Raw genomic sequence first — 22,050 nt, 5'->3', positions numbered from 1 at the left:
TTTTTATAAACAAGAAGTTAGATAGTCACAATTCCCTGACGGACGATTTTTATTTCGCCAGACTCATCGATAGAAACAATTGTCGACGGCACCCCCCCCTTTTTATCGCCATCATCAATAATCAAATCAACTTCTTTTCCAAATTCATCTTTTATCTGCTTGATATTATCAAGCACAGGTCTTCCAGAACGATTTACGCTTGTGGAATAAATTGGCGCTCCACAACCGGCAATAACTTTTCTAAGCCATTCATCGCCTGGACAACGGAATGCCGTTGTTTCAAAATTGCCGTCAGAAGCAAAAGTGTGAACGATTATCGTTAATGGACCCGGCCATTTTTCAAGAAGTTTTTCCGGAACCACATCACGAGTATACTTTTTTAAGTCAGCAGGCTTAGAAATCAACTGGATAAGCGGTTTATTTTCATTCCGCCCCTTTATATTGAAAATTTTCTGATTTGTTTGGTATGAATAAATTCTGCCGTCAACAATACCAGAAAAACCATAAACCGTATCCGTCGGCAAGACTACGACTTTACCTCTACGAATGTAGTCAATTGCAATCTGAGCCGATTCTTCATCACTTTTGCGGCAAATCATAAACTGGAATCCCCTTTACTCTGACTTTTCTAGATTTTTTTCTTTTAGCATTCGCACCATTATCTTTGAATTCATTTAACCATAAATAAAGATAAACGACAAAAAACATCATAAAACCAGAAGTCTTGCAAAACCATTCAGGCAGGAACTGAGGCTCCACGAATTTTAGAGGAGTTCCCGTTTCAAAATAAAACTGGTCATTCGTAATAAGACCATTTATTTTTACAAGCTTTTCTCCATCTCTGACATATCCGAGTTTTCGGGCAAACGCCGCAATAACATCAGGGTCTTTTTTTAGAGCAGTATATTCTAGTTCAAGACTATTGTTGATTTTCTGAATCTCCTCTGCCCTGGTGCTAAGAAGACGTTTCTGCTCCCGAAGCTGCCCGTCGGCCCATAGACCGTCTTTACCGCAGGTAAGAGAAACGAGAACATATATAAAAGTTCCAGCAAAACTAGCTGCTAGAATTCTGAACATTTTTGACATAATGAAATTTATATCGGCAGCACCTCCGAAATTCATCAATTCAAATTCCGCGATTTTTAAGATTTAAAGAAAAATCACTCCCCACATCAAAAAAAATTGAGTCAGTCAACGCCTGGATTCATTTTTTTCATCAAGACTTTTCCTAAAATAACTTTTACTACAGATTTTCAGTAATAGTGTCGATAGAATAAAAAAGTTGGGATTTTAAAAAAAATCTCTCGCAAAAATAAAATTCAGGCTTAAAATAATTTTAGAGTTTTTTTAAATTTTAATTTAAATGTTTTTTTGGCACTGGCTTTTATTGAGAGGTTTTGAAAAATTACGATTTTTATCTTAAGTTCCTAAGATTTTACAGAAGTTTTGCAAAGCTCTTCAAAGTAAAATCCTACGTGATTCTTAACATAAAACTAATGACTGTGAATATTAAATTTGAAAAAGGGGAAAATATATGAGTGATTCCGAAAACACAAAAGAACTTGACAACTATGGAGTTTGGGTCAAGAAATCTCCTAAAACCGTTGACTCAGAAGCAAATTCATCTGCTGCAAGCAATAGTGAAGACACTCTGCCTGATTTTTCAGATTTTGATTTTTCTGATTCTGCAGAAAACACGGAGAGCGGAGCTTTCGACTCTGACGAAACAGCTTTGAGTCCAGACGAGCTTCTTAATATTGCTAATACCGCAAATATAACGGAAGAAGAACCTGCTGAATCAAACGAAGATGATATTTTTGCATTGCCGGACGTTCCAGACATGCCGGAAAATGATGATACAAGCGGCACGTTCCATTCAGACGAAACGGCATTAAGCCCAGACGAGCTTCTTAACATTGCAAATACCGCAAATATAACAGAAGAAGAACCTGCCGAAGAAGAAAACGATCTAGATAAAGAATTCTCATTTGATACAGAAAATCTTACCGACGGGCTCGATATTGGCGACACTTCTGATTTGGAAGGATTTGCAGATTCTACAGAAACAGAATCGGAATCAGAAGATAAACCTGATTCAGATGCTGAAGACACAACCGAAGATGTTGCTCTTGACGACTTCCTTTCAGACTCAACAGACTCTGATTCAGAGCCAACACAAAGTTCCGGCGACACAGAAGACGTTTCTCTCGATGAATTCCTTGACGGCGGTTTTGATGACGAAAGCGACAGTCAAGCTGCAGAGCCAGCTGCGGAAGAAGACACTGTCTCAGAATCAGAGCCGTTTACAGGCACAGACGAAGTTACAGTATCAGATTCGGCAGACCAAGTTGACACAACAGGACCGATTGATATTGACCTTTCATTTGATGACTCAATGCCTGAACAAGAAGCTTCTGAAAGCGTAAGTCTCGAATCTTCTACACCACTCTCCGCTGCAAGTTCGCTCCCAGATTCTGAGGACGTTGACCTGAGCGAATTCGGATTCGGCGACTCTTCAAACGATTCAGATTCTTCTGGAGAAGAAGACGTAACCGCAATGTTCACGGACGAAACACCATCAGAAAGCACAACAGAAGCTGATGTTCCTTCTGAAAACGGCGAAATGGAAGATGTAGACCTTTCAGACTTTGGATTCGATGATTCTAGCGATTCAGCTAACGAAGAAAAAACAGAAACACCAAAGGCAACAGAATCAAACGACGTAGAAATGACTGTAGTTGCCGATGAAGACGACTATGTTCCTCTCGAAACCGAACGTGCCGAAGAAGAAGAAACTGAAAACACACCAGCTGCAGAAAGCACATCCAGCTCAGATTCAGACTTTGACATTGACGCAATTCTCAATTCTGTGGAAGACGAAAACGGAAATACAGTTTCAGTTGAAGACAATTCAGAACCGACGGTTGAAGCAGAAGACGAACCAACAGAAGAAACTGCAACTGATGACTCAGACAGTTTTACCGTAAGTTCAGACGACTTCGACAATATTCCTGACACATTCGATGAAGAAACCGCATCGCTCATGGATGACGGTGCAGACGAAACATTTGAAGAACCTGTCGTTCCAGAAGAGCCAGTTGAATCGGAAGAAAACTTTGAGGAGCCAGTCGTCAGCAATATTGATGATTCAGAGGGAAGCTCAACAGAAAACGTTCCGACTGAAGATTTTACAGAACCAGAAATGACTTACGAAGCGGAACCAGAATCAGAGGCAAAACCTGAAAATCAGGCATCTGCAGAAACAAATGCAATTTTGAGCCAGATTGTAAGTCAGCTTTCTTCACTTAAAAATGAACTTACGCAACTTTCAACACTCAAAGAAGACATTTCAAACCTTCGTTCAGAAGTTGATAATCTTAAAAACAGACCGACAACAGTCGAAGCTCCTACATCAACAGAACCGGACGTTACGAATGAAAGCACAGACTTTACCGTGCCAGAAGAATCTGACAATAACGAAGGCGGATTCTTCTCAGACAGCGACGATGAGACAATCGCACTCTCAACCGACGAGCTTAACAACATTCTTAACACATCAGATATGGTTGAAGAATCTGCAAGCTCAGAAGAGCCACTAGCATTTACAGACTCTGACACTGAAAGCGAAACGTCAGAACCTGTAGTTGAAGAAAGAACAGAAACAGCCGAGGCAGAGAGCGAAGATTCAGTTGAAGAAACTGAAGGCGAACCAATAATCGACGACGAAACTACTGACCTTCTCGTTGCAGATACAACACTTGAATCTCTTATCAACACTTCGGCTGGCGATTTGCAGAACGAAGAAACAGAGCAAATTGCAGACGAAAAAGTTGAAGAAGAGACTACCGAAAGTTCAGATACTATCGACGAAGATCTTAACCTTGATTTAGCGGCTGAATCAGAAGACGAAGATGAAGAAACACCTAAGTTTGATGATGAAGCCGAAATCGAAAATGAAATTGACTTCTCGAACGAAAATCTTGAGGAACCACAACTCGACGACCTAGACGGAAATCTTATGAACGAGGACGAAGAGTCTGACGATATTCCAAACGAGATTTCAGTACCAAAAGTTGATGACATTCTCGTTGAATCAAGTTCGTCTGACTTAATGGAAGAATCTTCAGAGAAAGACGACGTTCCTTACGATGACGCTTCTCCAATCGAAGAATCAGACAGCGACCTTGCATTGGAAGACTTCTCGTTTGACGAACCTGCAGCAGAAGTGGAAGAGCCTTCTTCAAACGATGCTGATGTTGAAGAGATTCAGAACGAAATCGAACCGCTTGATGAAGAAACGCTCGAAATACCAGAAGCCGAAACTGTACCTGAGACAGATTACATTGACGTTGCGCCAGAAAATCCTGATTACGCGGATGAGAACTCGGCGGTCACAAGAAATGAACTTGACTCATTGCTTGCTCCAGACCCAACGATTGCCGATTCTCTTACAGAGAAAAATCTCGATTATCTTAAAGCTGACAGTTCTTTGAATCAGGTTGACGATTTTGCAAGCGAAGCCGGAATGTTCGATTCAACAACAGAATCTACAATTCCTACAGATTTGCAGAAAGAAATCAAATCAGTACTTTCATATATGGATCAGCTTTTGGAAAATCTCCCTGAGGAGAAAATTGCTGAATTCGCTCAGTCTGAACAATTTGAAACTTATCGAAAATTGTTCAAAGAACTTGGACTTGCATAATGATAAACACTACAGAAAATTCAAAAAGTACAACGGGTGGACTCCTAAAAAAAGCAAAGCAGCTTCTTGAAGGCATAACACCCTCGTTCGATGTGTGGGCAAAGAAAGCCGGCTTTAAAATCGCCGGAATTTTAGCCCCATTCGGGGACTATTATTATCTGACAGAAAGTTACGGTATAAAGGCTCGCGGAATTACTTTTTCGGTCTCAAAGAAAAGTTTCTGGAACGAAACGCTTTCAAAGTCATCGGAATGGCAGTGTTTTTCGAAAACTTTTAACGAACTTCCCCCATTCTACTCTTTCTTTGATGAAGATATCAGAGATGATATTGATTCATTGTATTTTCTTCCGTTCGGTGACAAAGAAAATCCTTATATTTTTGTCGCAATCGAAAGAGAAATCGATGATGATTTAAACGTTCCTCAGGCAAGCGAATGTGCTTTAAAGCTCAAAAATATTATTGAATTCAAAAACAATTATGAAAGAATTTTTGAAAAAATCGATGGCTCACTCGACAATGGCTTTGAAATTTCTAGTGCCCAGCTTTTTATTCTTTCAATAAAATCTGCCATTGACAAGGCAATCGGTGACATTGAACTTGAAAGCGAAGAAATTAAGCCAAAACTCATTGAGTCAATTACTGACAAAGCAATGAGGATTGTTTCACCGTTGTTCCGTGAGCCAAACTGTTGTCTTTCAGCAAAAAACGGAGAGATAAAAGTTGTGCTTTTCGCAAAAGACGAGCCAGATGAAGAACTTTTGACATATCATATCTCTTCAACACTGAACGACTTTTTAGGAAAAGAAAACGCAAAATCAATAAATCTTCTTGCGGCTGGAATTTGCCCTAACAAAAAGGGAACCATCGCATTCTTAAAGCAAGGGTTATAACAGATCGTGACTTTTGATTTTAAAGATGCAAGAAACGGAGCAAAAACATGCTCTTATAATGGAAAATTTCTCCATTCCGCATACAATCCTCAGAGTGAAGGTGAAAAATTCGTACAAAACTTAAAAGCGGATTTTTTGCCTTCACTTGTAATTATTATCGGTCCTGCACTTTCCTACTGTGCCACTTACCTGCGAAAAAGATTTCCGAAGGCAACTTTGTGCGCAATACATTTTTCTGAAAAATTCAAGAATGATTTTTCAGAAACGGATGCACTTAGGGATAAAGTTTTTTATTATTCCGAAAATTCTAATTTTGCAGAAAGTCTCCTTTTTTATTTTGGCGAAGAAAAACTATGTTCTTGCATAATTTTTGACTGGATTGCCAGCCGAAACATTTTCCCAGAAAAATCCGACAAAATCTGGCTGGAATTAAAATCTGCGATTTTAAAAAGCCGGGACATAATCGGAACACGCTCATATTTTTCAAAACGCTGGCTAAAAAATACGCTTATCTTTTGTGCAGAAATAAAAAAATGTGCGCTCCTGCAAAAAACAGATTTGCCAATCATAATTTGCGCCTCTGGCCCTAGCCTAAAAAGCTCAATTTCAAAAATAAAAGAATACAGAAAATCATTTTTTTTAATTGCAGTTTCATCGGCATATCGTCCGCTCCTTGAAAACGGGATAAAACCAGATTTAGTGATAAGCACAGACGGCGGTTATTGGGCAAAAATGCACCTAAATTACCCTGGCAAAAAAAAATCAAAAATTGCAGAAGATTTTTTTGCATTGAGCACGGAATCAGCAGTTCCAAAAAATATTTTTGAAGAAAACCTAATACTCCCGCTCTGCTACGACGACGGAATCGGAAGCATTTTCTTAAAATCTTGCGGGATTCCTTACATGCCGGCAGCCAGAAACGGAACCGTCAGCGGAACAGCCTTGGAATTTGCGCTTTCGCTTACGAGCGGGAAAATCTATTTTTGCGGTTTGGACTTAGCCCCTGCAAAAGGATTTCAGCACACGCAACCAAACGCACTCGAAGGTAATTCCGCAAAATCTGATTTCAGAATAAAAAACAAAGAATCAAGACTCGCCGCCTCTCAGTTTTCGTCAAACGGCTCGCTTGAAATTTACAGAAATTGGTTCATCACGAATTCAAAAAAATTCTGCGAGCGATTTTTTAGGCTTTCAGATGATTTTTCATTCGCCTACACGCTCGGCAAAATTAAAGACCTAAATTGGAATCAGTTCAAAGAATCAGAATTAAAAGGTTCAAAAACGGCTGAACGCGATGCCACAAAAATCAATTTAAAAAAAGAAGTTGCGATTTTAAAGTCAACGGACGAACGAAAAAAATTGCTTTTAAAAACAGTTAAACAAAACATAGATTCAGAAATCTTTGAAAACGACGTTTTTCCTATGGAAGCAATGCTTTTACGTCGGGAAGTTTTAGAAGAAAACTTAACTGCGGCAAAAAAACGTCTGAATGAAAAAAAAGCGGAACTTTTGAAAGAAATCGAACGAATTTTAAAATTCTAGGCAAAACAAATGAATGAATCAAATTACACTCAAATAATCGACGCGAAAGACGGAAATAAGATTCCGGAAAAAAATCAAATTGCTTTTCATTCTAAATATAACCCAATCCGCGAAGCCCAAAGTTTTGCAAACCAACTTGCAGAATCGAATTTTTTTATAATTCTCGGTGTGTGCGGCGGGTATCATATAGAAGAAATTTTAACAAAATATCCTGCGGCAAAAATCCTTGCAGTCGAAGAAAACGAAAAAGACTTTGAGTTTTTAAAAGAGATTCCGTGCGTAAAAAAATTATCTCAAAATCCAAAGGTTCTCTTTTGCACGTTAAAAAATCTGGGTGAAAAAGTTTTGAATAACTACAAACCGGCAATCGACGGCAATATTTCAATAACTTCGCTACGGCAATGGGAAAGCACTTTCGCCCAAACTGCGGAAACTGCACGCAAAATCATACAGGATGCGTTAAAAATCCTTGCCGCAGACTTTTCGGTGCAGAGCCATTTTGGAAAAATTTGGCAAAAAAACATTTTTGAAAACCTTAAAACTGCATCGGAACTAAAAATCAACACGAATGAAATCTTAAAAAAAATCCCTACTGAAAAATGTGCAGCAATTATCGCGGCGGGACCTTCGCTCGATGAAAGCATAAAAGAACTTGTAAAAAACAGGAATAAATATTACGTGATTGCAACGGACACCGCTTTTCAAGCATTGATAAAAAAAGGCATAAAAACCGACGCGGTTATTTCTGTTGACGGACAGTTGGTTTCTTATGCGCACTATTTTTTTGAAACGGCTAAAAAAAATCCAGCTGAAGACACTTTATTCATTTTTGACTTGTGCGCAAACCCGTCAGCAGTAAGACGAATTCAAAAATCAACAAAAAATATTATTTTTGCGGAAACCGGTCACCCACTTTCCCAATATGCCTCAAAATTTTCAGGTCAACCATCTTTTATTCATCTTGATGCGGGAAGCGGAACAGTGACAATCGCCGCGGCCAGTTTTGCAGATGCAGTCGGATTCTCTAAAATAAAATTGTACGGTGCGGATTTTAGCTACTTGAACGGAAAGCCCTATGCAAAAGGCACTTATCTTGATTCACTCTACCGAAAAAGCGAAAACCGTTTCTCAAATTCAGAAACGATGTATGACAGACTATTATATAGAACAGAATTGAAAATTTTAAGTGAAAATGTCTTCACAACTGAAATTTTAGAGTCTTATAAAAAATCTTTAGATAATTTTCTTTTAGAAAAGAGATTTTTTAAGAATATGGAGATTTTTGAGAAATCAGAAATAAAAAAAATTGATTTTTTTTCAGAATTTAACTATAAAAGATTCCTTGACATTTATATAGCAAGCTTAAAAAAAGCTTTTAAGGAACAGAATTCCCAAACCGCCGAAGATTATACAAATCAAGCGTTTACGACACTTCTACCTTTATGTGCCTGGTTTGAAAACAAACTTAATTCAGGCGCATTAATACCACACAGAAATTCAGTTGTAGGAAATTCGGTTATTCTTGCATACAATAAAACTCTAGATTATACTAGACTTTATTATGAAACGTAGACCTATCACTTTAACAGCAGCAATAAGCATAATACTTTTTCTACTCGCAATAATTTACTTAATTGCAGGAATTTATATAGAACAAAAGGATGGGCCACAAAAAGCAAAAAGGCGATTCGATACGCTGATGAATTCTACAAAACAAGCAGCGTTAATCACGCCAATCGGATCAACCGATTTTTGCAACCGTTTTATTGACGCAATCGGAAACATTGGCGATTTTAGCACGCTCGAAATGAGAATCAACGAAAAGTTAGTGTATTCTTATCCGCCAAGAGAGTATTCAAAGCCATCCCCAGAACTGGTAAATAATTTTTCTCGAACAGAATATGCAAATGACAATAGCATAAACCTCATTGCATCAATTTATTTAATGAAGCCGGATACTATTTATAACCATGCAAAAGTGTCTTTTTTTCTTGTTTTGCTCGGAACTGTAATTTCGGTTCTTCTATTGGTGATTTTTAAGGAAGAGCCTAAAGAAGGTTTTGAACCTGTTTATGACTTAAAAACAGATGAAAAATCTAATAAAAAAAATAGAAGAACCAAACGATTTAGCCCCAAGCGAAACTGAAAGCGATAAATTGCAGAATTTGCAGGATTCAAAAGAAGAACTTGCAGTTGCAGAAAGCGCCGAACTGCAAGCCGCACAGCCAGTTGCCGAGGAAAAGCCAGCTCATACACACAAGTCAAATGCAAAAACTGACATGCATTTTTCTCAGGAAGCCATTTTTCCGACAGTAAAAACAGAAGAAATCAAAGAACCAGAAAAAATTGAAGAAACTCAGGATTTTGAAAATGATGTGGCTGTAATCGAAAACGACTACGACGATACAATTTCTGACCGGCTTTCTGACGAAGAAGTTGAAGAAATTGAAAATTCAACTCTCGACAGACCTACGGAAAAGAAAAACCCGTTTGAAAATCTAAAACTTGTCGATGATGATTCACTCACAATCAACTTTGACGAAATTCAACCAGAAGATTATGAAAAATCAGACGAGAACAAGGCAAACGTCCAAGTTGAGGAAGCGCCAATTGTAGCAACCGAAAGCATAGCACCGCTTGAACATGTCTCTGAATCTGTTCCAAAAGCTGCACAGACAGAAAATGTTGATATTTCAGACTTTCAGAGTTCAGTTACTGAGAAAGCAGAACCTTTGGAAGAAACTTTCGAATCAGAAGACGAAATTCAATTCGTAGATGAAACTCCGGCACGGCAAGTTGAAGCCGAAGGAACTGAAAACACACAGTCCGAAGCAGAAATTACGGCAGATGCAAACAAGGACTTTATAAAAGATCCAGCTTTAATCGAAACGGATTTGAGAAGGTATCTTAACGAGTCTGACATCACGGGAAATGATGTGACAGTCTGCTTTATAAAAATTGAGCAGAATCTTGAAGAAAATAAGAAACTACTCTTGAATATCCAAAATGCACTTTCGGCAGAAAACGGAATTTATGCTTGCACGGAAGATATTTTTGCAGTGCTCATAAAATCAGATATTGATTCAACTTATAGAGATATTGGATATATTTTTGAATCATCTAAAGATATTTTTGTTGGCGTTGTTTCAAAAAACACACGCGAAATCAGCGCTGCAGATTTGCTAGAAGAAGCAACAAAAGTTCTCGGAAAAGCTACATCTGACCCAGAAAATCCTATTGCAGTATTCAAGGTTGACCCAGAAAAATACAGACAATATATTCTTGCAAAAAACGGAAATAAATAGAAGCAGATTTTTTTTGGCTGACCAAAAACTATGAAAAGTGGCGGTTGGCCATACACAGCCCACTTGCCTCGGAGAGTCACTAAAAGCGCAGTGCAATTTTTTTTTAGCGTCGTTCGATGCTAAACACCATAACAGTACCCATTATAATTCCGCCAAACGGCTCAAAATCATACGAGCCAAATCTTTTGGAGAATAAGCTTTTAGATAAAAGTTTTTTTTATTTTTTCTGCTGATTGGTATCTTTTTTTTCTGATGCTGTCGTCCCGTCAAAACCGTCTACAAGTTCAGCAATTTTTTGCGAATAGGTTTGCAACTGGGAACTGTCTGGAAATTTTTCTTTTAACACAAAATATTCAGTTTCGGCATCTTCGCCCCGCCCTACAAAAATAAGCAAGGCAATGTAGTTTTCAAGAATAGTCTGATCATAAGGATTTTTCTCTTTTAATTCTTTATACTGCATAATTGCTTCGTCAGTTTTACCACTCATGGCAGTAATGTAGGCAACAGACAGAATCAGGCTATTATTTTGAGGATCGCGCTCCAACAGAGTTTTATAAGCCTGCAATGCATTCTCCCAATCTTTTGCAAGTGCATAGGCTCTCGCAAGCTTATAAAAAGCTGTAAGATACAGATTTTCATCACGCATTGCAAGTTTATAATATTCAATCGCCTTGGTATAATTTTTTATTCCAAAATACCCCTCGGCAATTGAATAATACTCGTTTGCCAGATTGCTCAGAATCACCTGACTTTCGCCAGGCACGGTAAATCCAGTGTTTGACGAACAGGAAATCCCTAAAAGAGAGAAAGCAAAAAAAACTGGAGCAACGATTTTTTTCATTAATTTAGCTATGCTCTTACCAGGCTCTAGTCAAGAACGGTCTGCTCAATCTGGCGAAGCTGATTGTGGTACAAAGAAGCGATATTTGCGCCATAATCTGCAATCAAGCGAATAATGTTTCGAGGACTCTCCTTTTTATCGCTTCCATTCAAGCGGTCACCAGCATCTCCAAGACCAGGCATAATATAAGCTCGCTCATTAAGAACAGGATCAAGCCAAAGAGTGTAGCAAGTACAATTAGGCAAAGCCCGAACAACACGCAAGCTGCCTTTGAGAGCTGAAATAACATTGAAGAATTTGATTGAACGAGGTTTTACTCCCTGTGACTGCAAATATTTTACGACAGTTACAAGAGAACCGCCCGTAGCATTCATCGGGTCAGCAAAAATCCAGTCTTTACCGTCAAGTTCCTCCAAATTAAAGAAAGACTTTTTAAGGTTCAGAACATATTCCATATCATTTTCGCTCTTTGTGTCATCACGGTTGATTTTGAACAAAGCAAACGGTGTTACATACTTGTGGCTAGAATATTCCTCAATTTCTTTTGACATGATAATGCTCGGAAGCAGCGCACCACGAAGCATAACGCACATTACAGAATTCTCGATTTTTTCATCAATGGCAGGAATTTTATGAACGGCATAATTCTGAACAGGATAAGTTACAGGAGTTTTTACAACGATATGACCTTTTTTTGCAGTCTGCTCCTCAGTATAAGCGAGTCTAAAAAGCATTTCGTAAGCTCGCTGGCTGTAATAAACAAATTCCTGATGCCCGGTGTTCACATCACGCAATTTTGAAATCACACGACTAGCCTCAGCATGACTTCCCTCCTCGGTCTCAAAAGAAAACACTTTAAGAGAAGGATTTTCCTTGCAGATTCTCTGAAGTTCGTGCCCCATCTTATCAAAGCTTTCTACAATTTTAGCTTCGTTTTTTGGGTCAAAATACTTCATAGTATCATCATACATATTTTTTAGAAGAGCCAAGTCGTCCATATCTTTTTTTGTAAGATATCCGTCAAGATCTTCTGCCTTCAAAATAATTTTATCATCACTCATATTCGTCTCCATAAATAAAAGATAAAACTCCCGAAATTATTGGAAGATAAATTTGTCACCTATTAAACAATGAAAGAATCTCGTTCCAAGTCAAAGAATAATCTGTAATAGTAATTTGAGATACTCCAGTTGGCACGATTTTTGCAGGAGTGCCAAACAAAGCCAACTGCAAAATACGGCTCGCAGCCTTTACAGTCTTCGGATCTTCCATATCAAGAATAATCTTGACACCAAACTCGCCAGTTTTTCCAGCAATCGAAGTCATTACTCCATAAATCGAGCGGACTCCAAGTTTTATGTTCGCATTAAAAAAGATTTTGAAAAATGACTGTGGGGAAGCAGAGAAAAATCGGATTTCGTCACTTCCACCGGTCGTAAGGTACTTATAACACTCAGGATTGAATTCGTCAGGAACAAAAGCCCCATCAGTCTGCACATAAACCGCGTTGGCTGATTTTTCGAATCTGTCAAGCTGAGTTTTTACGTCGTAAGAAATACAAGCAACCGATGATGACGGAAGAGCAAGCTGGATTTTTGAAAGATGCTCAAAATAGTTGAAAGTCGAATAAGCATTCTGCTTCCAACCTTTTTTTTCAGTAAGCGCAAACTTTACGAGCGTAGATGGAAAAGCACCACTTGCCGCAATTTCAAGAGAATTCTGATTTTTCGTTGTAATATACAAGTCATCGATTCGCTTTACAATTGACGCAGAATCAGAATCTGAAGCCCCAGTAAGGGCAGAAACAGTTTTTTTGCAAAACTCACTGTGGGACTGTACGGGAACATACAGATAAATAGCCCCATCAGGACTCAAAAGTGACAAAGGGTCAATTTCGTTTTCCTGAGGCGGCGTTTTACAAGATTCAAACGAAAGAAGGCCAACCGCCGCCAAAGCGACGGCAGCAAGCCTTTTTAGAGTTCTAAGCTTTAACAACAGAAGCACTCCACTTCTTTTCTTCGGATTCAATTTCGGTTCCAAACGAACCGTCTTTCCATTCTGCAGAAACTGCAAGTGTCTCTCCAGAAATCAAATCCTTGAACATATCAAAAGCAGATTTCAATTCAGCGTCTCCGCCAACCGTAAGATTGATGCGATCCGTAACTTCGAATCCACTTTCTTTTCGGAGATTCTGGATTCCGCGGATAAGGTCGCGTACAAAGCCTTCTTTTTTAAGTTCATCGGTAACTTTCGTATCCAAAGCAACCGTCAAAGTTCCTTCGTTGATTACTTTAAGGTCAGCTTTTTCGGTTCGCTCAACAATGACTTTCTCGCTGTCAAGAACTACAGCCTCGCCGTCAACCGTAATCGTAACGTTTTCACCGTCAACAATTTTTGCAATTGAACTTCCGTCAAGCTTTGCAATTTCTGCGGCAGCAAGTTTCATTTTTCCGCCAAGAAGTTTTCCAAGAACCTTAAAGTTAGCCTTTGCACTGTATTCAACAAGATCAGATTCCTTGTCGTGGAATTCAACTTTCTTAACGTTGAGTTCCTCAGCAATCGTATCCTGCATATCGCCAAGAACTTTTCGCTCTTCCGCGTTGCGTGTTACAAGCTGAACGCTTGCCAACGGCTGACGGTTTTTGAGGTTGAAAGTGTTTCGCAAAGAACGTCCCATAGAAACCGCTTTCTGAACGGTTGCCATACGGAATTCAAGATCCTCGTCGCGGAGAGAAGCATTATATTCAGGGAAGTCCGCAAGATGAACGGATTCCTTGTCATCAGCAGTTCTAAGATTCTGCCACATTTCTTCCGCAAGGAACGGAATGAACGGAGCCGCACAAAGAGAGAAAGTCTTTAATGCGTAATAAAGCGCTTCGTAAGCCTCCGCTTTGTCCGAATCATTTTCGCTGCGCCAGAAACGTCGGCGTGAACGGCGAATATACCAGTTATTGAGCTGGTCAATAAAGTTTACGAGAGGATCAATTGCACCGCTCAAATCGTAATCATCAAGAGCCTCGGTAATGTCCTTAATCATCTTCTGGGCAACTGAAACAATCCAAGCGTCCAAAGGATTTGAAGGCTTCTTTGAATCAAAAGCATGCCCCGTACAAGTGTACTTGTCGATATTTGCGTAAGTAATGAAGAATGAATATCCGCTCCAGAGAGGAATAAGAATATTCTTGAGAACCTCACGAACACCGTTATCCGAATAGCGAAGGTCATCAGCCTTTACTACTGCAGAATGAGTAAGGAACAATCGGAGAGCGTCCGCACCGAATTTATTGATTGCCTCAACAGGGTCAGTGTAGTTGCGGAGAGACTTAGACATTTTTCGTCCGTCCTCGGCAAGAACAAGACCGTTTACAATACAGTTCTTGAATGCAGGCTTGTCAAAAAGCTCTGCGGCAAGAATCGTAAGCGTGTAGAACCAACCGCGAGTCTGATCAAGACCTTCCGAAATAAAATCAGCAGGAAAATGCTTTTCAAAATATTCTTTATTTTCAAAAGGATAATGCTGCTGAGCGTAAGGCATACTTCCTGACTCGAACCAGCAGTCAAAAACCTCTGGAATGCGGTGCATTGTGCCACCACATTTTTTACACGGAATCGTGATTTTATCAACGAACTGCTTGTGCAAATCCTCCGGGTAAGTTCCGCTCAAATCAGCAAGTTCCTGACGAGAACCTACGCACAACGTATCTGCACAGTCAGGATTGTCGCACTTCCATACAGGAATCGGATTACCCCAGTAACGGTTTCGGCTGATAGCCCAGTCACGTGAACCTGCAAGCCATTTTCCGAATCGGCCTTCTTTGATGTGAGCAGGCTGCCACTTAATCTGGCTGTTAGCACGCAAAAGCTCGTCATGATGATCAGCAACCTTTACGAACCAAGAACCGATTCCCCGGTAAATGAGCGGAGAACCACATCGCCAGCAGTGCGGGTACTGGTGAAGCACAGTATCGCGCTTAACAAGTTTACCCTCTTTTTTGAGGCGATCCATAATATCTTTGTCGCAGTCTTTTACGAAACGGCCTACATAGTCCGTAACTTCTTTTGTGTATTTACACTCGGCATCCATCGGTTCAACGGCAGGAATTCCAGTCCCCTTAAAAACGAGAGAGTCGTCTTCACCAAAAGCCGGTGCCAAGTGAACAATACCAGTACCGTCCTCTGTAGAAACGTAAGCAGCATTGAAAAGTCTGAATGCACCATCCTCACACTTCTGACCAGTTTTTTCTGCACATTTTGCAGCGTCAGCATAGTCGGCAAAGTACGGGAAAAGAGGCTCATATTTTGCGCCAAGGAAGTCTTTTCCCGGACGCTTGTAAATAATCTCGTAGTCAGTCTCGTTCTTGTAGTATGCGCCGAGCCGACTTTCGGCAAGAATATAATATTCACCGCTAGATTTATCAAGAATCTTTACGTATTCAATATCCGGTCCCATACAGAGACCTTCGTTTGAAGGCAATGTCCACGGAGTTGTTGTCCATGCGAGGAAGAAAGTCTTTCCGTTTGCCATTTCTTTGTCGTCAATGGCAGCCGGAGCTTTCGTGATTTTGAATCTGATCGTGATTGCAGGATCCTGCTTTTCTTTGTACCCCTGAGCAAGCTCATGTGTGGCAAGAACAGTAGCACAGCGCGGACAATATGGAAGAATATATTTTCCTTCGTAAATAAGCCCTTTGTCCCAAAGTGATTTTGCCACCCACCAGATTGATTCCATGTAATCAGGATTCATGGTCTTGTAGTCATTGTCAAAATCAACCCAACGTCCCATGCGGGTAATCGTTTTTCGCCACTCAGATGTATATCGGAGAACCGAAGCCTTACACTTGTCGTTGAATTCTGCAACGCCGTAAGCTTCAATCTCATGCTTTGAATTGATTCCAAGCTCTTTTTCAATAAGATTCTCCACCGGAAGACCGTGACAGTCCCAACCGAAACGTCTCTCAACTTTTTTTCCCTTCATCGTCTGATAACGAGGGATAATATCTTTAATTGTAGACGGAATAAAATGACCAAAATGTGGAAGACCTGTCGCAAATGGAGGTCCGTCGAAGAATACGAATTCCTCGGCCTTAGAACGCTGCTGAATCGATTTTTTGAATATATCGTTCTTTTCCCAGAATTTTAAGATTTCTTCTTCCTGTTTCGGGAAGTCTGCTTTTGAATCAATTGATTTATACAAAATAATCCCTCTTTTAAATTAGAAAATCGTTCTATTTTCGCACATTTTCAGGATTTAATCTATAGTAGATGAATTTGAAATTATGTCATTCTGAACTCAGGCACGCACGAGCAGACACAGATGAACCCAGATACACACTGATAAGACACGGATGAAATATGCTGAAACAACTTCAGCATGACGTTTTAAACTCGTTCACTATATCTGTGCCTCATCTGCGTTCATCACTGTTTATCTGTGTCAAATTTTTTAAAATTTTTTATTTTTTTCTAAAAAACTGTTGACACTCACACGGCAAAAAAGATATACTCATAATCACTTCACGGGCAGTTAGCTCAGTTGGTAGAGCCCCTGGTTTACACCCAGGTTGTCGGGAGTTCGAGTCTCTCACTGCCCACTAAATCCTTGTAAGTTTTCCTTGCAAGGTATTTTTTTTTATTTTGCAGAGTTGATTCAGCATAGTTGCCAACTCTTGATTTGAGGCGTGGCCATCTTCACAAATTCCCTAGTAAAGTTTCGCTTATCGGGTCATGATGTTCACTAACCTTTTTGTTGTTGATGTTATACCCAAAAAAAACTTTTCCAACTTCTCAGGGGTCTCAATATCCTCGAAGATTCTGGACTTCATCATTTTTAATGTCACTGAACTGAGCCAGCTGCAGAAGATAGTCAAACACTTTGGCAGACTGTTTATCTTTAAGACAGTTTTTAATAATCTGAATATCACAACTTCGACAGGGATATGTTTTTCCATCCTTGTAAGTGATGAAATAAACATCTTTACGAGAATCGTATGCTAATTTTTCAATATCACCAGTCTTGTTTCGTCTGCCGTATTTGTCGGTTACGAAGATGATGTCGTGAAGGTCGGAATCGTTTGGCATATTATATCTCTAATTATTTAATATTTCCCAATGTTCGTTTTTATCAGCACTAATTCTTTCTATGATTTTTTGATTTTGCAGCTTCTTCATATTTTCATTTATGCTCTTTCGCGTAATGCCAATAATCTCATCTAATTCCTCTTGTGTAGCAAATGTTTTTTTTCTTTATTTCTTCAAGGATCTTTTTCTGATTTACAGTAATTTTACAGTAACGTTTACAGTCACCTTTGGAGTAACCTTACTTGTTGTCCTTGCATTGTACTTTATATGACAATAACGGTTTATTTTTCGACTGCACTTTTTATTGTATTCTTTCATTAGAAAAATCTTTTTTCCCCTCGCTTTCCAATCATCAGAAATCAGTGAATTTTCGACACAAACTATTTCTGTCTGCTTTATTCGTTTACGCTCCATTCACCGCCTTTTGCTCCGCCAATTCGTTCAATCTTGTTTGCTTCTTTCAGCTTTTCTATGTGCTTTTGAACGGCACTTGGATTTATCTTCAGTTCTTAACAGAGTTCCTTTCTTGAGATTTTTGGATTCTGCTTTAGTAAATCAAGAATTTTCAAGGCTTTTTCTGACCACTTTTTCTGACCACCTTTAATGTCATCAGCATCCATCGAAGCCTTGTATTCTGCAATCTGCTTTTGCAAGTTCTCTATATGATGATTCAGCATAAAATCAACGAAAATGCTTGAATCTTCGTTTTCCTGGCTCAGCGAAAGGCTCTGAATGTATTCGGCACGATTTTCTTTTTTTACAATTGAAGGAACAACGCCGGCTTCATACTGAATCATATTCATAATCAAACGGCTCATCCTTCCGTTCCCATACGTCGCTAACGCTCCGTTTGCGTAATTGGAAATTATTGACGTTTGCTCCTTCGGAGCATAGGCATCTGTCCACGGATGAATTGAAACAATGCGGTAATGAGCTTCAAAACTAAGTTCGCAGATTTTTTGAATGTCTTTCTTGTTAATATTCTTGCGTTCCCTGTTTATCCAATTGCAAAAATCCTGCGACCTATCTGGAACTTTCTGCCACGCAAGATAAGATTTTCCGCCCCTGCCAGCACTTACATTCAAAAGCCGCAAGTCACCTTTTGCAGAAGAAAACTCGCCCGCAATATTCTTGTATATAGAACCGGTATTTTTCATCACAAGAGAGGCAAGAGTGCATAAAAGTTCAATAGGAAAATCTGCGTGAGTTTTTATAAACAAAACTCTGCTCATAAGTGGCTTTGAGGTCAATGTTCATCAGCTGTTCTGCCATCGGCTTGTTTGCACTGATTCCTTCGTCGAACAAAAGCTGATTTTCTATTTCGGTAACAGTAGAACCTTCAATTGCTGTTGAATGGGTGATGATTGAATACAGATAGAATTTGTCATAATCAAGCTGTTGATTAATTCCAAGAGAAAGATATTCGTTTAACGTTTCAACAAGATTCTGATTTGACATCATTGGCTCCTCTATTAGTGGGTGTAAAAAATAATTTCAGTAAATGATAATGTTCTATCAAAAAAGAAACCGTAGATTGCAAACTTCATTTTTTACCCCTTCAACCCAATCACATTCTTTGGTTGCTCAAAGTTATCAACATGGTCATACTTTACACCGCATGTAGAAACTACATTAAACAGCTTCTTAGCACATTCAATCTTGTTAGATTCAATCTTATTAAGCTGCATATCTTCCATAGTTCCCTTAGTTTCAGCAATAAAGAAAACATGTTTTACTTTGTCTTTGTCAAAAGCAATTGCCCAGTCCGGAGCATAATTTCCTACAGGAGTTGGAATCTGGAATGAACGAGGCAAACGTGCATAAACAACAACTTCCGAAGCCCCATCCAAATCCTCTACAAACTTCCATTCAACTGTACTGTCAGTAAATACCAAGTCCTGAATACACTTTGAGGCTTTAAATGGCGTCTTGTCTGGCAAATGCGGCGCAGTAAAAATGCTTGAATCATAAGTATCTTCAAGTTCGTGGTATTCAATATGCTCAACAATCTTTGTAGATTTCTGAGCGTTGATGATATTAATTACATCACGAATAAATTTTTCAGGATTAAATCCAAACTGTTCCATTTCTTTTATAGTCAGTTTACTCAAAATTGTTGCAACAGTTTTGCAGATTCACTTATGGATAAGCTTACTTTTGTAGGATGGGATCAAAGAAGCTCAAGTAGAACATATTATACAAACAAAAATATAGATTCAAATAACTCAACTGCTTTTTTTGATCAAGCCCTTTGCGATCTTGATGAACTTGTTGATTATGCTAGAAAAAGATTTAATAAAGAAAAAGTAATCATCATGGGTTACTCCTACGGAACAATTTTAGGAAGCCAGTATGTAGTATCTCATCCTGACAAAGTTTCGCAATATATTGCTATTGGTCAGGTTGTTTCTGTTAGTACAGGAGATATATTAAGCTATAATGATGCACTTTTAAAAGCAAAAAAAGCAGGAGGATGATACAAAAGCTTTAGAAAATGCTTATGAGAATTATATAAAAGATAAAACTTTGTTAAATATGGTAACTTTAAGACAACAAGTTTCTAAATATCATCCTGTAAAAAAACAAGAAAATCCAATATGGCTCGGAATGACATCACCTTACTTTGGTATTGATGATCTTAAGTGGTTTTTAATGCAGGTTTTAGAGACAAAAAAAATACCTTGCAGTAAACAGTCAACTTTTTGATTATATTATGACATTTGAAGCCCTAGAAAAACCAATAGATTTTCAATGTCCTGTATATTTTATTTCGGGAGCCGAAGACTGGATTTGCCCAGTTGAATTGATTAGAGAATACATAAATCAAATCTCAGCACCACAAAAAGAGCTTACTTTGATTCAAGGCTGTGGACATTCACCACAAAATGCTTGCCCTAAAGAGTTTGCAAAAGCAATTGATAAATATTTTACACATATACAATAAAAGAATTGTTATTAAAACATTTGGCAGTAGAATTAACTTGTTGCTAAAGCAATACAGATATTTGTAGCCTTATAAAATTCTTCAAGTTCAAAATATTCTTTTGTCGTGTGCACATCATTCATTGCATTAGCAATTACAATTCCATGTATTCCTTTTTTATTGAATGTATTGTTATCCGAACCTCCGAATGTATTAATCAATTTAGGAGGTTCGTAGCCAGCTTTTGCAACTGCACTTAAATACTTTTGTACGACACATTCCTTTTTATCTATTTTATAGGCAAAAATATTTTCGATATAACTAAAATCAACGCTTGCATTTAGTTTTACAGCTTCTTCGTTAAATATTCTTTTTATATTATTAATCTGTTCTAGTGCAAAATCATGATTCATGCTTCTGACTTCGCCAGTAACAAATGTTTTTTCGGGAACGATATTTTTTCCTACTCCTCCGCTGATTGTTCCAATATTTAATGTTGTTTCGTCATTAATTCTTCCTGTTTTTATACGCGAAATTGCTTTTGCACTTGCCATTATTGATGAAATTCCGCTTTCGGGTTCAAATCCTGCATGAGAAGCCTTTCCAGTTACAGTAAGTTCAAATGAAATAATAGAAGGAGCAGAAATTGCAGCGTCTCCAACCCTTCCACTTAAATCAAGTACATAGGCAATTTTAGATTTTACTTTTGAATAATCAAATATTGCACTTCCCTTTCCAAATTCTTCTTCAGCAACAAAAAAAATTACTTCGATATCTGGATGACTTAATTTTTCTTCTTTTATTGAAGTTAGCATTTCAATTATTTCAGCAATACCAGTTGCATCATCGGCTCCTAATACAGCATCACCTGCAGATTTTACAATTCTATCTTGAATTACAGCCTTTTTATTCTGTGCAGGCTTTACAGTATCCATGTGTGATGAAAATAATATTGGATCTTCTTCGGTATTTCCTTTTAAAAAACCGTATATATTTCCGGCCTTTGTTTTTCTTCCAGTAATCTGTTCTAACGCATTATCCATTGATACTTCAAGACCTAATTCTTTAAGTTTATCGTACAGATAAAATGCAATCTCATCTTCATAAAAAGACGGACTGTCAAAAGAAATTAATTTATTAAATTCACGTAATAATCTTTCTTTGTTCATTCTATACTCTCTTAATTATAAAAATAGTAATAAAAGTCATTCATGAAAATGCCTAGTTATCAATAATATGTACTATTCATCCTTTTTATTATTGTATTTATAATGATTTTTCCATTAAAAATAAATCATCATGTTTTTTTAATACATCTTGATTATTGCTATATGCATATCCTGTCTTTTCATAAAATTGCAGAGCAGCAGGTATTGCCTCTACAAAAGCTTTCTTTACCCCTAAATCTCTTAACCAGTTTTCGCCTTCTATCATCGCAGTTTTACCGTAACCTTTTCTTTCTTCACCAGGCAGAGTTCTGACACGTTCAATCATGCCATAATTATTATCGTCGATTAAAAATCTTACCGTAGAGACAGGATTATCGTTATCATCTAAAATTAATATATATCTATCCAAATCTTTATCTCCTTCAAATTCCCAATCTACAGTAAAAAAATCCCTTTTGTCTGAATTTGTTCTAGCAGCTTCGGTCACAAACTTATATCTAATATAATAAACCAGTGATTTCTGCCAGTCTTTATCTACTCTTATTGCTTTCATGATACACCCTTTATTATAAATTATATTATATAAACTCTGATTCC

General features: G+C 38.2%; 18 protein-coding genes, 1 tRNA gene and 1 pseudogene. 9 read left to right on the top strand and 11 right to left on the bottom strand.

Features of this window, described 5'->3' with window-relative positions:
* Nucleotides 1-17: 17 nt before the first annotated feature.
* Both JI65_RS05505 and JI65_RS05500 read right to left on the bottom strand, forming a co-directional pair.
* Nucleotides 18-599, bottom strand: a complete 582-nt coding sequence (locus JI65_RS05505; protein WP_191014381.1) for an L-threonylcarbamoyladenylate synthase — start codon at nt 597-599, stop codon at nt 18-20.
* Nucleotides 580-1,122, bottom strand: a complete 543-nt coding sequence (locus JI65_RS05500) for an FtsB family cell division protein (protein ID WP_242457169.1) — start codon at nt 1,120-1,122, stop codon at nt 580-582. Before JI65_RS05500 ends, JI65_RS05505 begins: the two co-directional genes overlap by 20 nt.
* 412 nt (nt 1,123-1,534) lie before the next feature.
* Here JI65_RS05500 and JI65_RS05495 point away from each other — a divergent pair, with 412 nt between their 5' ends.
* From JI65_RS05495 to JI65_RS05470, 6 genes are read left to right on the top strand one after another with little or no spacing between them, the layout of a single operon-like run.
* The gene (locus JI65_RS05495; RefSeq protein ID WP_191014379.1) at nt 1,535-4,705 is read left to right on the top strand and encodes a midas domain-containing protein; all 3,171 of its coding nucleotides are present in this window, start codon (nt 1,535-1,537) and stop codon (nt 4,703-4,705) included.
* Nucleotides 4,705-5,595: a hypothetical protein gene (locus JI65_RS05490; protein ID WP_191014378.1), complete on the top strand. Its 891-nt coding sequence runs from the start codon at nt 4,705-4,707 to the stop codon at nt 5,593-5,595. Before JI65_RS05495 ends, JI65_RS05490 begins: the two co-directional genes overlap by 1 nt.
* Before the next feature lie 6 nt (nt 5,596-5,601).
* Nucleotides 5,602-7,137, top strand: a complete 1,536-nt coding sequence (locus JI65_RS05485; protein WP_191014377.1) for a 6-hydroxymethylpterin diphosphokinase MptE-like protein — start codon at nt 5,602-5,604, stop codon at nt 7,135-7,137.
* A 9-nt stretch (nt 7,138-7,146) separates the two neighbouring features.
* The gene (locus tag JI65_RS05480) at nt 7,147-8,709 is read left to right on the top strand and encodes a motility associated factor glycosyltransferase family protein (protein ID WP_191014376.1); all 1,563 of its coding nucleotides are present in this window, start codon (nt 7,147-7,149) and stop codon (nt 8,707-8,709) included.
* Nucleotides 8,699-9,283 (top strand): hypothetical protein, encoded by a 585-nt coding sequence (locus JI65_RS05475; RefSeq protein ID WP_191014375.1) that lies wholly within the window; start codon nt 8,699-8,701, stop codon nt 9,281-9,283. Before JI65_RS05480 ends, JI65_RS05475 begins: the two co-directional genes overlap by 11 nt.
* Nucleotides 9,225-10,442 (top strand): hypothetical protein, encoded by a 1,218-nt coding sequence (locus JI65_RS05470; RefSeq protein WP_191014374.1) that lies wholly within the window; start codon nt 9,225-9,227, stop codon nt 10,440-10,442. Before JI65_RS05475 ends, JI65_RS05470 begins: the two co-directional genes overlap by 59 nt.
* 217 nt (nt 10,443-10,659) lie before the next feature.
* Here JI65_RS05470 and JI65_RS05465 read toward each other — a convergent pair whose 3' ends face one another.
* Genes JI65_RS05465 through ileS form a run of 4 tightly spaced genes read right to left on the bottom strand, consistent with a single transcriptional unit; the run spans nt 10,660 to nt 16,477 of the window.
* Nucleotides 10,660-11,283 carry a tetratricopeptide repeat protein gene (locus tag JI65_RS05465; RefSeq protein WP_191014373.1) on the bottom strand — a complete coding sequence of 208 codons (624 nt, stop codon included), beginning with the start codon at nt 11,281-11,283 and terminating at the stop codon, nt 10,660-10,662.
* A gap of 26 nt (nt 11,284-11,309) precedes the next feature.
* Complete coding sequence (locus tag JI65_RS05460) at nt 11,310-12,344, bottom strand: uracil phosphoribosyltransferase (RefSeq protein ID WP_242457165.1); 1,035 nt, start codon at nt 12,342-12,344, stop codon at nt 11,310-11,312.
* A gap of 55 nt (nt 12,345-12,399) precedes the next feature.
* Complete coding sequence (locus JI65_RS05455) at nt 12,400-13,278, bottom strand: hypothetical protein (protein ID WP_191014371.1); 879 nt, start codon at nt 13,276-13,278, stop codon at nt 12,400-12,402.
* Nucleotides 13,265-16,477, bottom strand: coding sequence for an isoleucine--tRNA ligase (ileS, locus tag JI65_RS05450; protein ID WP_191014370.1), 3,213 nt, complete (start codon nt 16,475-16,477; stop codon nt 13,265-13,267). Before ileS ends, JI65_RS05455 begins: the two co-directional genes overlap by 14 nt.
* 324 nt (nt 16,478-16,801) lie before the next feature.
* Between ileS and JI65_RS05445 the strand changes: the two genes are divergently transcribed.
* Nucleotides 16,802-16,874 (top strand) — tRNA-Val (locus JI65_RS05445).
* A gap of 202 nt (nt 16,875-17,076) precedes the next feature.
* On the opposite strand, the gene JI65_RS05440 is transcribed toward JI65_RS05445, so the two are convergent.
* The 3 genes and pseudogenes from JI65_RS05440 to JI65_RS05430 all read right to left on the bottom strand — a co-directional run bounded on the left by JI65_RS05440 (nt 17,077) and on the right by JI65_RS05430 (nt 19,472).
* Complete coding sequence (locus JI65_RS05440; protein WP_191014369.1) at nt 17,077-17,361, bottom strand: hypothetical protein; 285 nt, start codon at nt 17,359-17,361, stop codon at nt 17,077-17,079.
* A 614-nt stretch (nt 17,362-17,975) separates the two neighbouring features.
* Nucleotides 17,976-18,819: pseudogene (locus tag JI65_RS05435) on the bottom strand (Fic family protein); the annotation flags it as partial.
* A gap of 92 nt (nt 18,820-18,911) precedes the next feature.
* Complete coding sequence (locus tag JI65_RS05430) at nt 18,912-19,472, bottom strand: restriction endonuclease (RefSeq protein WP_191014368.1); 561 nt, start codon at nt 19,470-19,472, stop codon at nt 18,912-18,914.
* Nucleotides 19,473-19,502: 30 nt separating this feature from the next.
* Here JI65_RS05430 and JI65_RS05425 point away from each other — a divergent pair, with 30 nt between their 5' ends.
* Entirely contained in the window at nt 19,503-19,838 is a 336-nt protein-coding gene (locus tag JI65_RS05425; RefSeq protein ID WP_191014367.1) for an alpha/beta fold hydrolase, read from the top strand.
* Between the two features lie 236 nt (nt 19,839-20,074).
* The gene (locus JI65_RS05420) at nt 20,075-20,305 is read left to right on the top strand and encodes an alpha/beta fold hydrolase (RefSeq protein ID WP_191014366.1); all 231 of its coding nucleotides are present in this window, start codon (nt 20,075-20,077) and stop codon (nt 20,303-20,305) included.
* Nucleotides 20,306-20,337: 32 nt separating this feature from the next.
* On the opposite strand, the gene JI65_RS05415 is transcribed toward JI65_RS05420, so the two are convergent.
* Both JI65_RS05415 and JI65_RS05410 read right to left on the bottom strand, forming a co-directional pair.
* Nucleotides 20,338-21,453, bottom strand: a complete 1,116-nt coding sequence (locus JI65_RS05415) for a M20/M25/M40 family metallo-hydrolase (RefSeq protein WP_191014365.1) — start codon at nt 21,451-21,453, stop codon at nt 20,338-20,340.
* 97 nt (nt 21,454-21,550) lie between these two features.
* Nucleotides 21,551-22,006, bottom strand: a complete 456-nt coding sequence (locus JI65_RS05410) for a GNAT family N-acetyltransferase (protein ID WP_191014364.1) — start codon at nt 22,004-22,006, stop codon at nt 21,551-21,553.
* Nucleotides 22,007-22,050: the final 44 nt, after the last annotated feature.

The organism is Treponema zioleckii, from assembly GCF_014737315.1.
GTDB classification, from domain to species: domain Bacteria; phylum Spirochaetota; class Spirochaetia; order Treponematales; family Treponemataceae; genus Treponema_D; species Treponema_D zioleckii.
The sequence above is the reverse complement of the archived record's forward strand: the minus strand, read 5'-3'. Positions and strand labels throughout refer to the sequence as shown.

Coding starts and splice junctions, on each gene's coding strand:
- JI65_RS05420 (WP_191014366.1), top strand. CDS start 20,075: ATGACATTTGAAGCCCTAGAAAAACCAATAGATTTTCAATGTCCTGTA.
- JI65_RS05425 (WP_191014367.1), top strand. CDS start 19,503: ATGGATAAGCTTACTTTTGTAGGATGGGATCAAAGAAGCTCAAGTAGA.
- JI65_RS05475 (WP_191014375.1), top strand. CDS start 8,699: ATGAAACGTAGACCTATCACTTTAACAGCAGCAATAAGCATAATACTT.
- JI65_RS05460 (WP_242457165.1), bottom strand. CDS start 12,344: ATGAGTGATGATAAAATTATTTTGAAGGCAGAAGATCTTGACGGATAT.
- JI65_RS05415 (WP_191014365.1), bottom strand. CDS start 21,453: ATGAACAAAGAAAGATTATTACGTGAATTTAATAAATTAATTTCTTTT.
- JI65_RS05410 (WP_191014364.1), bottom strand. CDS start 22,006: ATGAAAGCAATAAGAGTAGATAAAGACTGGCAGAAATCACTGGTTTAT.
- JI65_RS05505 (WP_191014381.1), bottom strand. CDS start 599: ATGATTTGCCGCAAAAGTGATGAAGAATCGGCTCAGATTGCAATTGAC.
- JI65_RS05490 (WP_191014378.1), top strand. CDS start 4,705: ATGATAAACACTACAGAAAATTCAAAAAGTACAACGGGTGGACTCCTA.
- JI65_RS05440 (WP_191014369.1), bottom strand. CDS start 17,361: ATGCCAAACGATTCCGACCTTCACGACATCATCTTCGTAACCGACAAA.
- JI65_RS05495 (WP_191014379.1), top strand. CDS start 1,535: ATGAGTGATTCCGAAAACACAAAAGAACTTGACAACTATGGAGTTTGG.
- JI65_RS05465 (WP_191014373.1), bottom strand. CDS start 11,283: ATGAAAAAAATCGTTGCTCCAGTTTTTTTTGCTTTCTCTCTTTTAGGG.
- JI65_RS05480 (WP_191014376.1), top strand. CDS start 7,147: ATGAATGAATCAAATTACACTCAAATAATCGACGCGAAAGACGGAAAT.
- JI65_RS05470 (WP_191014374.1), top strand. CDS start 9,225: ATGAAAAATCTAATAAAAAAAATAGAAGAACCAAACGATTTAGCCCCA.
- JI65_RS05500 (WP_242457169.1), bottom strand. CDS start 1,122: ATGAATTTCGGAGGTGCTGCCGATATAAATTTCATTATGTCAAAAATG.